Origin of the sequence: Paeniglutamicibacter sp. (genome assembly GCF_046714615.1) — a bacterium.
In the GTDB taxonomy this organism is placed as follows: domain Bacteria; phylum Actinomycetota; class Actinomycetes; order Actinomycetales; family Micrococcaceae; genus Paeniglutamicibacter.
In genome coordinates this window covers 82741-95710 of record NZ_JBKKAP010000141.1, presented here as the reverse complement: position 1 = coordinate 95710, position 12970 = coordinate 82741, and the positions used below count along the sequence as shown (strand labels likewise).

General features: G+C 65.9%; 17 protein-coding genes. 3 read left to right on the top strand and 14 right to left on the bottom strand.

All coding sequences use genetic code 11. From position 1 onward, the window contains the following. Window positions 1-49 precede the first annotated feature (49 nt). Window positions 50-706, bottom strand: a complete 657-nt coding sequence (locus ACLQ7E_RS16500; protein ID WP_411733653.1) for an LppM family (lipo)protein — start codon at window positions 704-706, stop codon at window positions 50-52. Between the two features lie 146 nt (window positions 707-852). Here ACLQ7E_RS16500 and ACLQ7E_RS16495 point away from each other — a divergent pair, with 146 nt between their 5' ends. Together ACLQ7E_RS16495 and ACLQ7E_RS16490 are read left to right on the top strand one after the other, a co-directional pair. Beyond that, window positions 853-1350: a hypothetical protein gene (locus tag ACLQ7E_RS16495; RefSeq protein ID WP_411733652.1), complete on the top strand. Its 498-nt coding sequence runs from the start codon at window positions 853-855 to the stop codon at window positions 1348-1350. Continuing rightward, complete coding sequence (locus tag ACLQ7E_RS16490; RefSeq protein WP_411733651.1) at window positions 1347-2003, top strand: SIMPL domain-containing protein; 657 nt, start codon at window positions 1347-1349, stop codon at window positions 2001-2003. Before ACLQ7E_RS16495 ends, ACLQ7E_RS16490 begins: the two co-directional genes overlap by 4 nt. Here the strand turns inward: ACLQ7E_RS16490 and ACLQ7E_RS16485 are convergent. The 7 genes from ACLQ7E_RS16485 to infC all read right to left on the bottom strand — a co-directional run bounded on the left by ACLQ7E_RS16485 (window position 2000) and on the right by infC (window position 7228). After that, on the bottom strand, window positions 2000-2632 hold the full coding sequence (locus tag ACLQ7E_RS16485) for a pyroglutamyl-peptidase I (RefSeq protein WP_411733650.1): 633 nt from the start codon (window positions 2630-2632) through the stop codon (window positions 2000-2002). The two genes, ACLQ7E_RS16490 and ACLQ7E_RS16485, sit on opposite strands and share 4 nt — an antisense overlap. Continuing rightward, window positions 2629-3063, bottom strand: a complete 435-nt coding sequence (locus ACLQ7E_RS16480) for a (deoxy)nucleoside triphosphate pyrophosphohydrolase (protein ID WP_411733649.1) — start codon at window positions 3061-3063, stop codon at window positions 2629-2631. Before ACLQ7E_RS16480 ends, ACLQ7E_RS16485 begins: the two co-directional genes overlap by 4 nt. Before the next feature lie 5 nt (window positions 3064-3068). Continuing rightward, a complete protein-coding gene (locus ACLQ7E_RS16475) occupies window positions 3069-4004 on the bottom strand; it encodes a cation diffusion facilitator family transporter (protein ID WP_411733648.1) in 936 nt (311 codons plus the stop codon). Window positions 4005-4168: 164 nt separating this feature from the next. Further along, window positions 4169-5077: a TrmH family RNA methyltransferase gene (locus ACLQ7E_RS16470; RefSeq protein ID WP_411733647.1), complete on the bottom strand. Its 909-nt coding sequence runs from the start codon at window positions 5075-5077 to the stop codon at window positions 4169-4171. 86 nt (window positions 5078-5163) lie between these two features. Next, window positions 5164-5835: a 50S ribosomal protein L20 gene (rplT, locus tag ACLQ7E_RS16465; protein WP_411733646.1), complete on the bottom strand. Its 672-nt coding sequence runs from the start codon at window positions 5833-5835 to the stop codon at window positions 5164-5166. Between the two features lie 105 nt (window positions 5836-5940). Further along, a complete protein-coding gene (gene rpmI, locus ACLQ7E_RS16460) occupies window positions 5941-6135 on the bottom strand; it encodes a 50S ribosomal protein L35 (protein WP_411733645.1) in 195 nt (64 codons plus the stop codon). A gap of 124 nt (window positions 6136-6259) precedes the next feature. Further along, a complete protein-coding gene (gene infC, locus ACLQ7E_RS16455) occupies window positions 6260-7228 on the bottom strand; it encodes a translation initiation factor IF-3 (RefSeq protein ID WP_411733644.1) in 969 nt (322 codons plus the stop codon). Window positions 7229-7553: 325 nt separating this feature from the next. Between infC and ACLQ7E_RS16450 the strand changes: the two genes are divergently transcribed. Beyond that, entirely contained in the window at window positions 7554-7919 is a 366-nt protein-coding gene (locus tag ACLQ7E_RS16450) for a DUF1844 domain-containing protein (RefSeq protein ID WP_407611489.1), read from the top strand. Window positions 7920-8098: 179 nt separating this feature from the next. On the opposite strand, the gene ACLQ7E_RS16445 is transcribed toward ACLQ7E_RS16450, so the two are convergent. The 6 genes from ACLQ7E_RS16445 to hisB form a co-directional block, all read right to left on the bottom strand. Continuing rightward, window positions 8099-9442 carry an MFS transporter gene (locus ACLQ7E_RS16445; protein ID WP_411733643.1) on the bottom strand — a complete coding sequence of 448 codons (1344 nt, stop codon included), beginning with the start codon at window positions 9440-9442 and terminating at the stop codon, window positions 8099-8101. Further along, a complete protein-coding gene (locus ACLQ7E_RS16440; protein WP_411733642.1) occupies window positions 9439-10353 on the bottom strand; it encodes an SseB family protein in 915 nt (304 codons plus the stop codon). The genes ACLQ7E_RS16445 and ACLQ7E_RS16440 overlap by 4 nt, the downstream gene beginning before the upstream one ends. Before the next feature lie 279 nt (window positions 10354-10632). Then, window positions 10633-11376 (bottom strand): bifunctional 1-(5-phosphoribosyl)-5-((5-phosphoribosylamino)methylideneamino)imidazole-4-carboxamide isomerase/phosphoribosylanthranilate isomerase PriA, encoded by a 744-nt coding sequence (gene priA / locus ACLQ7E_RS16435; protein WP_411733641.1) that lies wholly within the window; start codon window positions 11374-11376, stop codon window positions 10633-10635. A gap of 95 nt (window positions 11377-11471) precedes the next feature. Next, window positions 11472-11621 carry a hypothetical protein gene (locus ACLQ7E_RS16430; protein WP_411733640.1) on the bottom strand — a complete coding sequence of 50 codons (150 nt, stop codon included), beginning with the start codon at window positions 11619-11621 and terminating at the stop codon, window positions 11472-11474. Between the two features lie 3 nt (window positions 11622-11624). Further along, complete coding sequence (hisH, locus tag ACLQ7E_RS16425) at window positions 11625-12260, bottom strand: imidazole glycerol phosphate synthase subunit HisH (RefSeq protein ID WP_411733639.1); 636 nt, start codon at window positions 12258-12260, stop codon at window positions 11625-11627. Further along, window positions 12261-12881, bottom strand: a complete 621-nt coding sequence (gene hisB, locus ACLQ7E_RS16420; protein WP_411733638.1) for an imidazoleglycerol-phosphate dehydratase HisB — start codon at window positions 12879-12881, stop codon at window positions 12261-12263. Window positions 12882-12970 lie beyond the last annotated feature (89 nt).

Genomic DNA, 12970 nt, shown 5'->3' with positions numbered 1-12970 from the left:
CCTCTTGGCGTTTCGCTTCCGAACCGTGTGGTTCGGCGGCGGTGCGGTGTTAGGCGTGGACGTTCTCGGTTTCCTCGGTGCGGCGCATCGCGGCGACCGCACCGACGGCGCCCAGCAGGGCCAGTGCCCCGAAGCCGAGGGAAAGGTACATCGGCGTGTTGTCCTTGGGCTTGGCCACGGCGGTCATCTCGCCGCTGGACTCGCGCATGTCGAAGCTCACGGTCTTGCCATCGATGTGTGCCCCGGCGCTGGCGCTCGTGACCTCGCCCGGGAAGGTGACGGTCATGGTCGACTCGCTCAGGGTCGAGGTGTCGGTCCCGGCAAGGCCCTGGGCGGAGAAGTAGTACATGTCTCCGCGGTATTCGATGTTGACCTTCGGGCCAAGCTCACCGGAAATATCGCTCATCTCGGTCAGCGACTTGTCCGCGACGGTGAAGATGTAGCCCTTGAAGTTCTCCTCGTCGTAGGGCGCCTTTTGCGCGTCCGCCGGGAAGTTCTTGAAGAGTTCCTCCTCGGAGGTCCCCATCTGGGCCAGCATCTCCTGGACGCTGACGTCTCCGACAACGCTCTTGTCGAAGGCCATGACCATGTCGAGGGTTGCTTTTTCCGGGCTCGAGATGACCAGATCAACATCCATCTTCATGCAACCGGTCAGGCTCAAAACCAGCGCCACCATGACACCAATGACGGATACGATCTTCTTCATGAATTCTCCTCCACGTTCGGGGCCTTGATCGGCAACGGTGCTCCCGGTTTCACAATCAACTCTAGTGGCTGGGTTGCCTCGGCCAAGAATTGCCGCCTCGGCTTCCTCTCCCATTTGCCTTGGCTGCGGGAATACACTGGGGAACCATGAACACCTGGGAGCGCACACGCGAGGTCGCCAATTGGCTGAACCTGAGCACAATCAGTGGACTGGTGCTGGCGACCACCACCGGATGCAACATCGAGCGCGGTGCGCGGGGAATCCTCTACGCGCGAAACTACACCCCGGCGCTCCCCAAGGCCGGGGCCTTCACCGTGGGAAACGTCGTCTTTTTCCGCCCATCCCTCAGTGGTCAGGTCCTGCGCCCGCAGTTGCTGTCCCATGAGGAAACGCACTGCACCCAATATGCCGTGTGCCTGGGGCTGCCCTTCATCCCCCTGTATCTTGCGGCGGCCGGCTATTCGTGGCTGCGCACCTCGGATCCGGCCTCAAGGAACTTCTTTGAACGCGCCGCCAACCTACAGGCCGGCGGATACCGTGAAAGACCTGTCCGCAAGCTGATGCCCGTGCTCGCCGCCGGCCTGCGCCGGGGACTTCGCCGGGGACAGTCAGCGGCCCATACGTCGAAAGGACCCGCGGCATGAACCGCCCACCTGCAATCACGGTGCACGGGACGGCGTCCGCGTCGGCCGTCCCCGATGTCATGGCCATATCCCTCACCATCCAGATCCACCATGGACAGGCGGCCGAAGCCTTCGAACTGGCTTCGGTGCGGGCGCGGGAAGTCATTGCGGCGGTGTTGGTTGCTGCCCCGGACGCAAACCTGGCAACCACGGGAATCGGGCTCGCGGCACGAATCGCCTGGCGCAACGAGCAATCCGTGCCCGATGGGTACGATGCCGAAACCACCATCGAGGCCACGGACCTGGCGGTGGACGCCGTCACCTGGGTGTTGGCGGCCGCCGTTGCCGCCGGCGGCGATGCGCTGCGGATCCATTCGATGCGTGCCGAGGTATCCGATCCGGGCGATGCCCTGGCTAGCGCCCGGACGAGGGCCTTTGCGGATGCACGTTCCAAGGCGCAACACCTGGCGCTGCTTGCCGGGGCGCGCCTCGGTCACGCCTTGCTGATCCGCGAATGCACCGACGAACCCGCGCTCCCGCTGCAACGCACCAAGTCCACCCGGTTTGCCGCAGAATCGATGCCGGTGGTTGCCGGGCAGCGGGAGCTTTCGGTGACGCTAGAGGTCCAGTGGGAACTGCTCTCCGATGATCGGGGCTCCTCCTCGGGCTCCTAATATTCCGTGCCCGCGCTCAGGAGCGGTTCGGGCACACCGTCCAGGGCCAGCCGTGCGACGGTGGCCACCGCGCGTGCGTGGTCCCCCAGCCCGGGGTCGGTGGCATCCATCCAGGGAACATGGATGAATCCGGCGCGAACACCCGGCACCACGTGCGAGTGGTGCATCAGGGAATAGAACACCTGGTTGCAGACAAAGGACCCGGCGGAATAGGAGATCTCGGCCTCGACATTGCCGTGTTCCGAGGCCGGATCCCGCAGGGCCTGCAGGGCAGCCTTCAGCGGAAGGCCGGAGAAATACGCGTCCGGACCTCCGGCCACCACGGGCAGGTCGATCGGTTGTTCCCCGGCGTTGTCGGCAATCCGGGCATCCACGTGGTTGATGGCGACCTTTTCCAGTCCCAGCGTCCTGCGCCCCGCGGCCAACCCGAGAGCGACCACCACGCGCGGTTGCCAGGTGGCCAGGAGGCCTTCGAGCACCGCGGGGGCGGTGGCGAAAACGCACGGCAGTTCCGCGGCAGTGGCTTGGATCCCCCGCTCATTCAGGATGCGCGCGGCCTGTTGGGCCATGGAATTCGAAGCGTTGAAATCCTGGCCGCCGAATGGTTCAAATCCGGTGAGCAGGATCAACGGGTGGCACCGGCCATGGTGTCGGCCAGCACCGCGCGGACGATGGGGAGATCCGCCGGGATCCAGTCCAGGGCCTCGAGTGCCTCGTGTTCCAGGTCTACCCATGCGAGCTGGTCGTGGTCTTCGAGCGTGTCGGGGGTTCCGCCGGTGATCTCGGCGAACCAGACCCGCATCGCCGCGCGGTCGTTGAGCACCCAGCCTTCGGGCACTGGACCGAAGACCTCGCTGCCCAAGGCCACCTCGACGCCGAGCTCCTCGGCCAGTTCGCGCCGCACTCCCTCTTCACAGCTCTCTCCGGGCTCGAGCTTTCCTCCGGGAAATTCCCACAACCCGGCCAGTTCCGGCGGTGCGGTGCGCCGCGCCGCAAGCAGCCGGCTCGGGGAACTGAGCGAGTCCAGGATCGCGGCGGCGACGATCTGTTTGTAGGCCATCGCCCCTACCCTTCGGTGGGCAGCGCTTCGCTGGCCCCGAGGATGTCCGGTTCAAGGTAGATGACGCATTTGAGCGGAACCGCGGCACGGATGCGCGATTCGGCATCGTCGATGGCGGTGGCAATCTGCGCCCCCGTCGCATTTTCCGGAACCGAGAACTTGGCCGCGACCAGGATTTCCTCTGGCCCCAGGTGCAGGGTCTTGAGGTGGATCAGTCGGGCGCCGGTGGCGGTGATGGCGGCCGAGATCTGGTTGACATGCTCGACCCCCGCCGCTTCGCCCAGCAGCAAGGACTTGGTTTCCAGGGCCAGCACGATCGCGATGGCCACCAGCAGCAGACCGATGCAGGCGGTGCCCGCAGCGTCCCAGATGCCGTTACCGGTCAGCAGGGTGAGGCTGACGCCGCACAGGGCGAGAACCAGGCCGACGAGCGCCCCGAGGTCTTCGAGCAGGATGACCGGCAGTTCCGGTGCCTTGGCGGTGCGGATGAATTTGGTCCAGGACTGGGTGCCGCGCACCAGGTTCGATTCGATGATCGCCGTGCGGAACGAGAAGGACTCGGCGACGATCGCGCCGATGAGCACTGCCAGCGGCACCCACCACCATCTGCCTTCGATGCCGTGGGGGTGCTGGAATTTCTGCCAGGCCTCGTAGAGGGCGAAAAGCCCGCCGACGCTGAACAGCACGATGGAGACAATGAACGAATAGACATAGCGTTCGCGGCCGTAGCCGAACGGATGCTCCTCGCTGGCCTCCCGCTGGGCCTTCTTTCCGCCGACGAGCAGGAGCACCTGGTTTCCGGAGTCCGCCACCGAGTGGATGGCTTCGGCAAGCATGGAGGACGATGCGGTCACGGCCCAGGCAATAAACTTGAATACCGCAATGGTCAGGTTGGCCGCAAGAGCTGCGACCACCGCTTTCGTTCCGCCGGATGCTGCCATGGCGCCCCTACCTTCTTTCGCTCGTCATTCGTCGACTCCCGCGGGATTGTCAGCCCGGCAAGGGTCGACTTCGCATGCTGGAGGTATTGGCATGGTGTCTGAGCACTATTTCCTCATCCTATGCCACGGGCTTTTCACCGTTGCGCAGCTGCGCGGCGGTCAGCTCAGGCGCGTCGTTGCGCGCGTGCCGAGGCATAGAGGCACACAGTGGCTGCCGTGCCCACATTGAGCGATTCGGCGATCCCGTACAGCGGCACCGCCACTCGGTGGTCGGCGCCGGCCAGTTCGACCTCGTTCAGGCCCTGGCCCTCGTTTCCGAAGACCCACACGGTCGGATTCTCCAATGCCGGCTGCCCCTCGGGGGCTGCTTCCCCGCTTCCCGCGCGGCGCGCGGCGCTGGCGTCCTGGAGTGCATCCAGGTCCGCGGTCCCGTAGCCGTCGGCGGCAAGAATGGTGCTGCCCTGGGCCTTGAGCGTGGCCATGGCTTCACCGAAATCGATGTTGGTGATGATGGGCAGGTGGAAGATGGAGCCCACGGTGGAGCGCACGGCCTTGGGGTTGTAGATGTCCACGCTGCCTGCGGTGAGCACCACGGCGTCGGCGCCTGCGGCAACCGCGGCCCTGATGATGGTTCCGGCGTTGCCCGGGTCCTGCACGCGGCACAACACCGCCACGAGTCGCGGCTTGGCTGCGGCCACATCCTGCAGGCTGGTTTCGGGGATGACGCACACGGCCACGATCCCCTGCGGGGTCACGGTGTCGGCCATTGCCGACAGCACCTCCGGGCTGACCAATCGGGTGTGTACACCGTCGGCCTTATTGGCCATTACCTCTAGTTCCGGATAACGGTCCAGGCAGTCTTCGGTCGCATAGACGGCACGAACCACCGCTGCCCGTCCCTGTTCCGCATTTTCAAGTTGCAGGCGCAAGGCCTCGCGGACGGCCTGCGGGCCTTCGGCAAGGAACTCGCCGCTGCGGGCGCGCCCGGTGCGCGTGGCCAGTCGGGCCACTTCGCGAACCTTTTCGGCACGGACGTTGGTCATGGTCACTTCGTTGTCTCCGGCAAGATTCATGACAATGACTTTACCGGGGATACGCCAAAGGGACGGAATCGAAAACGATTCCGTCCCTTTGGACCAGAGCTTTAAGCGCTCAAGGACTAGGCGTCCTTGATCTGCTGGCGGGACTCGCCACCTGCAGGCTCGAAGCCGGCAGCCTTGGCTGCTTCAATGCTGTTGAACCAGAACTCGGCGTCGGTCTGGTCGTACCAGGTCGAGCCCGGGACGTGGTACTTGTTCGACTGGGCGTTGCCCTTGATGATGAAGCCCTCGGGAGCAGCTTCACCTTCGACGGCCTTGACGGCGCCTTCGATTTCAGCCTTCTCGGCGGCCGGAGCGGCAGCCTTCTTGGCCGGGGCCTTCTTGGCGGCCGGAGCAACCGGAGCTGCGGCGGCGGCCTTCGGGGCGTTGACATCGGCCGGGAGGGCCTGCTTGGCAACGGCAACCAGCACGGCGAATGCCTTGGCATCCGAAACGGCCAGCTCGGCCAGCATGCGGCGGTCAACCTCGACCGATGCAGCCTTCAGGCCCTGGATCAGGCGGTTGTAGGTCAGGTCGTTGGCGCGGGATGCAGCGTTGATGCGCTGGATCCACAGGCGACGGAAGTCACCCTTACGCTTGCGGCGGTCACCGTAGCTGTAAATGAACGAGTGGAGCAGCTGCTCCTTGGCCTTGCGGTACAAGCGCGAACGCTGACCGCGGTAACCCTTGGCGCGTTCAAGAATGACGCGACGCTTCTTATGGGCGTTTACTGCCCGCTTCACACGTGCCACGTGTGTACTCCTTTGGTTCTGTCTCGCGCTGCCGCATCTTGGCGGTCTGGCGAAAAATCTTTAAGTGGTCGGGATCCAGGATCGGATTCCCAAGACGGACTGGAGTTAGATACCGAGCATCCGCTTGATGGTCTTGACGTCCGCCTTGGCGACCAACTGGTCAGATGCCAGGCGACGGGTGATGCGGGAGGACTTGTGCTCCAGGTAGTGGCGGCGGTTGGCCTGCTGGCGCACGAGCTTGCCGCTACCGGTGAGCTTGAAGCGCTTCTTGGCGCCACTGTGGGTCTTGAACTTCGGCATATCCGCCGTTCTCCTTACTTGCTCCCGGGATCCTTGCGGACCGGGGGATCTTGCGAACTCCCGCGTTTGGGGGAATCCGTGGTTCTGGTGTTGCTCTTGCGAGCGTGCCCTGCTCGGAGCGACCTTACTTGGTCGTCCCGGGCTTGGCTGCGCGGGTTGCGGGCTTGGGACCCGGCTTGCCCGCAGGCTTTGGTGCCATGGCCATTGGCTTGGGAATGGCCATTGGCTTCGGAGCCGCAACAGGCTTGGCTGCGACGGCCGGCTTGGGAGCCGATGCCGCTGCCACTGCCGGCTTGCTGACTGCCGGACGTGCCGGTGCCTTTGCGGCTGCCGGACGGCTGGAGGCCTCGCGGGGCGGTGCCGACCTGACAGGGGCCTTGGAAACGACAGGGGCTGTCCTGACCGGGGCGACCTTCGGTGCTGCGGCGGCTGCGGCCTCTTCGGCTGCTGCCTCTGCGCGTACCTTGGCAAGCTTTTCCATGATGTCCGATTCGATGACATCGGCAACGGAACCACCAATGTCGCCCTGGGGCTCCGAGGTGTCCATCCGGGCCTGGGGGTTGGCTGCCTTGGCCTTGTCGGCATCGCGCTGTTCCAAGCGACGGGCTTCGGCCTTGGCCTCTGCCTTGTTCTTCAGCGGTCCAACGACCATGACCATGTTGCGGCCATCGATGCGGGGAGTCGACTCAATAAGTCCGACCTCGGCAACTGCCTCGGCAAACTTGTTCAGCAAACGGATGCCCATTTCCGGACGCTGCTGCTCACGACCACGGAACTGGATCATGGCCTTGACCTTGTCACCGGCTCCGAGGAATCGCAGTGCGTGTCCGACCTTGGTTTCGTAGTCGTGCGTGTCGATCTTCAGACGGAAACGAATTTCCTTCAGCACGGTGTTCGTCTGGTTCTTGCGTGTTTCACGTGCCTTGACTGCAGCCTCGTACTTGTACTTTCCGAAGTCCATCAACTTGCACACGGGAGGCTTCGCGGTGGGCGCAACCTCCACGAGATCAAGATCGGACTCGACGGCAAGACGAAGTGCATCCTCAATACGGACAATGCCAACCTGTTCACCGGCAGGGCCGACAAGCCGCACCTCTGGGACGCGGATTCGATCATTAATGCGTGGATCGCTAATGTGTTGCTCCTGAGTAGTTCGAAGTTCGAGGCCACCGCAGCAAAAGGAAAGGCCCTCGGCTGCATGTGCAAGCGAAGGCCCCAAATTCGATCGATGAAAAATCATCCAGCCGATCTACCCCGCGGGGTCATCGGCACCGAACGTACCCGGCCGCCTGATTCGGCTGCTGCGGGTGGGAGTGGCCTCCACTTGCGTACTGATCCATGGCTCCTTGGTCACATCCACCCGTTGGGCGACGCTTCCAAATACACGGATTCAGTCGGTCTATGGAAAGCTTAGCAGTATGAGCACTCCTGAAACCAATCCGGACTCCAACAACGCCACCAACGAGATCCGCGACATCGCCGAAGTGGCTGCCGTTGAAATCATCACCACCGCCGCCGTTCACCTGATGAGCGCCGCCGCCGTCAAGTGCGGACTGGCCGCAGGCGACGACGCCGAAGAGCTGAAGGACCTCGACGAGGCCCGCAAGCTCATCACCGCACTGGCCGGCCTGGTCACCTCCGCCGCCCCGGAAATCGGCTCCCAGCATGCAGGTCCATTGCGCGACGGCCTGCGCTCGCTGCAGCTGGCATTCCGCGAAGCATCGACCTTCCCGGACGAGCCGGGCAAGGGCCCGGGCGAAAAGCTCACCGGACCGGTGAACTAACACCCGCAATTCACGCGTAATACTGCAAGATTTTGGCGGCATGCCGCCGAGAGGTTGATCACAGGGCGGTTCCGGCATCCGGAACCGCCCTGTTCCTTCCCGCCGGAATGCCGAAAAGTGCCCCGCCTCACGACGGGGCACTTTTTGTTTGGCCCCGATTTCCGCCGTGGATTCCCGGCCTAGGAGTCTTCGATGAGCGTGCGTGCCCGGGTGGTGGCACGGCGTCGACGCACCTGCTGGGCCACCAGCGCCACGACGCACACCACGGCGCCGATGACGCCTACCACGACGAATCCCGCGTAGGCACCGAATGAATCCACGGTCGCCCCGGTGACCGGCGAACCGAGGGCGGTGCCGCTGGTCAGCGCCGAGCCGTACCAGCCCATGGCCTCTCCTCGCCGCTTTTCCGCGACCAGGTCGGTCAACCACTCGGAGGCGGCCGAAAGCACCGGCGCGCACAGCATGCCGGGGAGAATCGAGAGCAGCGCCAGCGACCAGGTGTTGGTGGCAAATGCCATCGGGACCGTGAGCACTGCCATCGCCAGCAACAGGACGATCGGTGAGATGCGCCGGTTCTGGCTGCCGTATACAAGCCCGCCCACCAGCGAGGCGCCGCACCAGAACAGGAACACGATGCCCAGCTGTCCCTCGCTGTGTTGCTCCTCAAGCAGCGAAAGGATGCCGACCTCGGTGCCCGAGAGCACCAGTCCCGCGCCGGAGGCGGCAATGAACACCGCGATCACCGAGGCGCTGACCCAGCCGAACTTGTGGCGGAAGCTGCGTCCGCGGTCGGCAACGCGCGCCCGTGCCGACTTGGATCCGGCAAGAATCAACTCGCCCTCGACGTCGGCCAGGCCGCCGGGGCCGGCGGCAATGAGCGAGGCCTCGGCTCCGAGTCGCTCCTCGTGCGGGTTGGCCTTCGTGGCCACGGCCCCTGGCTGGCCCGAGCGGGTGGGCGGGTTCAGGACCATCAGCGCCACGCCGCTGAGCGAGGCGGCGGCCGCAATGCCGATCATCCCGACGGTGGTGTTCAGGGACGTTGCCACGATCCCCGCGGTGGCGGGCCCGACGATGAAGACCAGCTCGGTGGCCATGGCATCCAGGGCGAAGGCCGAACGCCGGGTCTCCCCCGTGGTCATCACGCCAAGTGCCGTGCGGACCACGGAGAAGACCGGCAGGGAAAAGAGCCCGCCGAGAAACACCATCGGCAGCACCCAGGGGAAGGAAACCTGCGGAACGATGCTCCACACCACGGCCTCGGCGATGATGGAGGGAATCAGCGCCCGACGCAGCCCGTACATATCCACCACGTGTCCGCGCCAGGGTGCGCCCAGGGCAATGCCGATGGTCATCAGGCCGACGACCAGCCCTGCAGGTCCCCAGTCCAGTCCCAGCTCGTTGACCAGGTGCAGCAGCAGGAGCATGCCGACCGTGGCGTGCGGAAGCCGGGCCACCATGCCGATCAGCAGCAGCGGCGCCACGCCCGGTTGCCTCAGCAGCTGGCCGTAACGACCGAATTTCATGCCGTCGTGCCGGGATCCGCGGCAGGCCCTGACTTCAAGGCAACCTCGAGCGAGTCGACGTTTTCCGCAAAGTCCTGGTTGGCCGAGAGCCGCGTATGGATCCGCGAGACGCACTGCCGGGCCCCGGCCTCGTCGGTGCCCGGACGGAAGGTGAATTCCAGGCGCAGTTCCGGTCCGGATCCCCCGCCGGGAACCGACGTGCCGCCGGCCGTGCGCGTGCCCACCCCGCGGCCCGGGGCAATGTGGATCTCGGCAAGCGCTTCCTCGCTGCGGGCCTGTTCGGCCACCACCGCGGCCAGCTCCTCGCTGAGGTAACTGGGGACCCATTCCTCTTGCCGGGCCAGGGCCCACATGCCCGGGCGGCGCAGGACGAAGGTGAAGTCGGCGCCGGGGTCCAGGACCAGCATTTGGGCATCCTCGCTCACCGCCGAGAGAGCCGCCCGGGACGCGTAGACCGCCACGGGGCGGGCCTCGGCGTGCCAGGCCTGCAGGTTCTCGACGCTGCTGAACACCGGCAGGGCCTTGCGGCCGTCGGGGGCGGTGAGCGTGACCAGGGCCATGTCGGCTTCCTTGTCCTCGGCGAAGCCGTGCTCCCCCATGCCGCCCTCGGCCAGCTGGGCAACGACCGCGATGTAGACGCGGGCCCCGGCCAGCGCGGCGTGGACCTGTTGCTCGGTGCCGGTTCCGGCGATGAGCCCGTGGAGCGCAGCCTTCAGCTGCGCATCGATCAGGCCGTTGTCGTTGTCGAAGTTGTGCAGCGGGTTGCCTTCCCCGCTGAGGTCCCGTCCTTCCCAGCCCTGCCCGGCGGAATCGCCGGGTCCGCCGGCGCGCGCCAGGGCTGCGGCGATGTGTCCGGGCAGGTGGCGTTCGGTGCCCTGGCCGGCGGGGGAAGAAGGAGGTTTCGTGCTCATATGCACATGCTATCTTGCGCCCACGTCAGGAGCTGGTCGCGGGATTCGGGGCCCGGCCGCCGCTGCCCATGTGCCGGGCCGATTCTTCCCGCGCAGGCGCTTGCGGCTGTGTGGCGAAGCTCGCCCGCCGACCCGGCGCCTTCGGGACACACTGGCCAGGCCAGGTCCCGGAGGAGATTGCCATGAGCGATGCAAAGCGATGGGGGCAGGGCCGCCGCGCGGCCCTGCCCCCATTCGATTCAATGCTTATTGCCGGCCACCGGTGCCGGTGAGTGTGCCTTAGCGGCGGCCGGCCACGTCCAGCGCCTCGGCCATGGTGAACTTCCCCGCGTACAGGGCCTTGCCCACGATCGCGCCCTCGACGCCGTTGGGGACCAGTTCACGCAGCACGCGCAGGTCCTCGAGGCTGGAGATGCCGCCGGAGGCGACGACCGGCTTGGCGGTGCGCTTGCACATTTCGGCCAGCAGATCGACGTTGGGTCCGCGCAGCGTTCCGTCCTTGGTGACGTCGGTGACCACGTAGCGGGCGCATCCTGCATCTTCCAGGCGGGCCAGGACCTCCCAGATGTCCCCGCCTTCCTTGGTCCAGCCGCGCCCCGAAAGCGTGGTTCCGCGCACGTCCAGGCCCACGGCGATCTTGTCGCCGTGGCGGGCGATGGCGCGGGCTGTCCACTCCGGGTTCTCCAGCGCTGCGGTGCCCAGGTTCACGCGCGTGGCGCCGAATTCCAGGGCTCGCTCGAGGGATGCGTCGTCGCGGATGCCGCCGGAGAGCTCGACCTTGATGCTCAGTTCGCTGGCGATGCGGCCCAGGATCTTGGTGTTGTCCCCGCGGTCGAAGGCAGCGTCGAGGTCCACCAGGTGAATCCATTCGGCGCCGGCGTTCTGCCAGGACAGTGCGGCCTCAAGCGGGTCGCCGTAACCGGTTTCGGATCCGGCCTCGCCCTGGACCAGGCGCACGGCCTGGCCGTCGACCACGTCTACGGCGGGCAGCAGTTCCAGGATGTTTTTTTGGTTCTCGGTCATGATCATTCCTTGGTTCATTCCGGGCCGGCGGCGTGCTTGGGCCGGCTGGTGCGATGCGGCGGCCGGCAGAATCGTGCCGGGCCGTTGGCCGCCGATTAAAGCGTGAGGACGTAGGCGCCGAAGAGCGCCACCCCGGCCAGCGCCCAGGCGGCGACGATCCAGGAGATGTGGGCGCGTTGCTGGCGCAGGGAGAGCGCGCCGCCGGCCAGCAGGCCGGCGGCTCCCATGAGGACGATGGACCACATGATTTACAGGGTCCCCAACCAGTTGCGCAGCAATTTGGCTCCGGCTTCCCCGGACTTCTCCGGGTGGAACTGCAGCGCGCACAACGGCCCGTTTTCAATCCCGGCGATGAACGGAACGCCGTGCTCCGCCCAGGTGACCTGTGGCGGGATCATCTTGGGCTGGGCGACTTCGAAGTTCCATTCCTGCACCGCGTAGGAGTGCACGAAGTAGAAGCGCTCGTTCTCGATCCCGGCAAAGAGCTTGCTTCCGGCCGGCGGGGTGACGGTGTTCCATCCCATGTGCGGGATGACCGGGGCCTTGAGCAGCTCCACGGTGCCGGGCCATTCGCCGATTCCCTGGGTGCGGATCCCGTGCTCCACGCCTTCGTCGAAGAAGACCTGGTGGCCGACGCAGACGCCGAGCACCGGCCTGCCCCCGGCGATGCGGCGGCCGATCCAGCGGATCGCCCCGACTTCCTTGAGCGCGTCCATGACCGCGGCGAAGGCGCCCACGCCGGGCACGAAGAGCCCGTCGCATTCCAGGATGTCCTCGGGCTTGGCCGAGAGCTTGACCTGCGCGCCGGCGGCCTCAAGCGCCCTGACGGCCGAGCGGACGTTGCCGGATCCGTAGTCCAGGACCGTGACGGTCTTGGCCGCCATTTACAGCGCGCCCTTGGTCGAGGGGATGGCGTCGCCGATCCGCGGGTCGATTTCCACGGCCTCGCGCAGCGCGCGGGCCAGGGCCTTGAACTGGGCCTCGACAATGTGGTGCGGATCGCGTCCCGAGAGCACCTCGATGTGGGCGCAAATCTGCGCGTGGAAGGTCAGGGACTCGAACACGTGGCGCGTCATCGAACCGGTGAAGTGGCCGCCGATCAAGTGGTATTCCTGGCCTGCCGGCTCGCCGCCGTGGACCAGGTAGGGGCGCCCGGAGATGTCGACCACGGCGCGTGCCAGTGCCTCGTCCAGCGGGGCGTAGGCGGTGCCGAAGCGGCGGATGCCTGCCTTGTTGCCCAGTGCGGTGCGCAGCACCTCGCCGATGGTGATGGCGGTGTCCTCGACGGTGTGGTGCACATCGATGTGGATGTCCCCGGTGGCTCGCACCGTGAGGTCGATGAGCGAGTGCTTGGACAGCGCGGTCAGCATGTGGTCGTAGAACGGGACGCCCGTGCTGATTTCCGAGCGGCCGGTGCCGTCCAGATCAAGTTCGACAAAGATGGAGGACTCGCTGGTGATGCGTTCGAGGCGAGCGCGACGACCCGTGAGTTTTTCGGCAGACATGCACATTCCTTTAGATCAGGCGTTGAGACGAGGATGTGGGGCGGCGGCTGGCAGGTGTGCGGCCGGGCAATTTCTGCCGGCCGCCCGCC

Coding starts and splice junctions, on each gene's coding strand:
- ACLQ7E_RS16475 (WP_411733648.1), bottom strand. CDS start 4,004: ATGGCAGCATCCGGCGGAACGAAAGCGGTGGTCGCAGCTCTTGCGGCC.
- ACLQ7E_RS16495 (WP_411733652.1), top strand. CDS start 853: ATGAACACCTGGGAGCGCACACGCGAGGTCGCCAATTGGCTGAACCTG.
- rpmI (WP_411733645.1), bottom strand. CDS start 6,135: ATGCCGAAGTTCAAGACCCACAGTGGCGCCAAGAAGCGCTTCAAGCTC.
- ACLQ7E_RS16445 (WP_411733643.1), bottom strand. CDS start 9,442: ATGAAATTCGGTCGTTACGGCCAGCTGCTGAGGCAACCGGGCGTGGCG.
- ACLQ7E_RS16490 (WP_411733651.1), top strand. CDS start 1,347: ATGAACCGCCCACCTGCAATCACGGTGCACGGGACGGCGTCCGCGTCG.
- ACLQ7E_RS16450 (WP_407611489.1), top strand. CDS start 7,554: ATGAGCACTCCTGAAACCAATCCGGACTCCAACAACGCCACCAACGAG.
- ACLQ7E_RS16470 (WP_411733647.1), bottom strand. CDS start 5,077: ATGAATCTTGCCGGAGACAACGAAGTGACCATGACCAACGTCCGTGCC.
- hisH (WP_411733639.1), bottom strand. CDS start 12,260: ATGGCGGCCAAGACCGTCACGGTCCTGGACTACGGATCCGGCAACGTC.
- ACLQ7E_RS16480 (WP_411733649.1), bottom strand. CDS start 3,063: ATGGCCTACAAACAGATCGTCGCCGCCGCGATCCTGGACTCGCTCAGT.
- hisB (WP_411733638.1), bottom strand. CDS start 12,881: ATGTCTGCCGAAAAACTCACGGGTCGTCGCGCTCGCCTCGAACGCATC.
- priA (WP_411733641.1), bottom strand. CDS start 11,376: ATGACCGAGAACCAAAAAAACATCCTGGAACTGCTGCCCGCCGTAGAC.
- ACLQ7E_RS16440 (WP_411733642.1), bottom strand. CDS start 10,353: ATGAGCACGAAACCTCCTTCTTCCCCCGCCGGCCAGGGCACCGAACGC.
- ACLQ7E_RS16500 (WP_411733653.1), bottom strand. CDS start 706: ATGAAGAAGATCGTATCCGTCATTGGTGTCATGGTGGCGCTGGTTTTG.
- ACLQ7E_RS16430 (WP_411733640.1), bottom strand. CDS start 11,621: ATGTGGTCCATCGTCCTCATGGGAGCCGCCGGCCTGCTGGCCGGCGGC.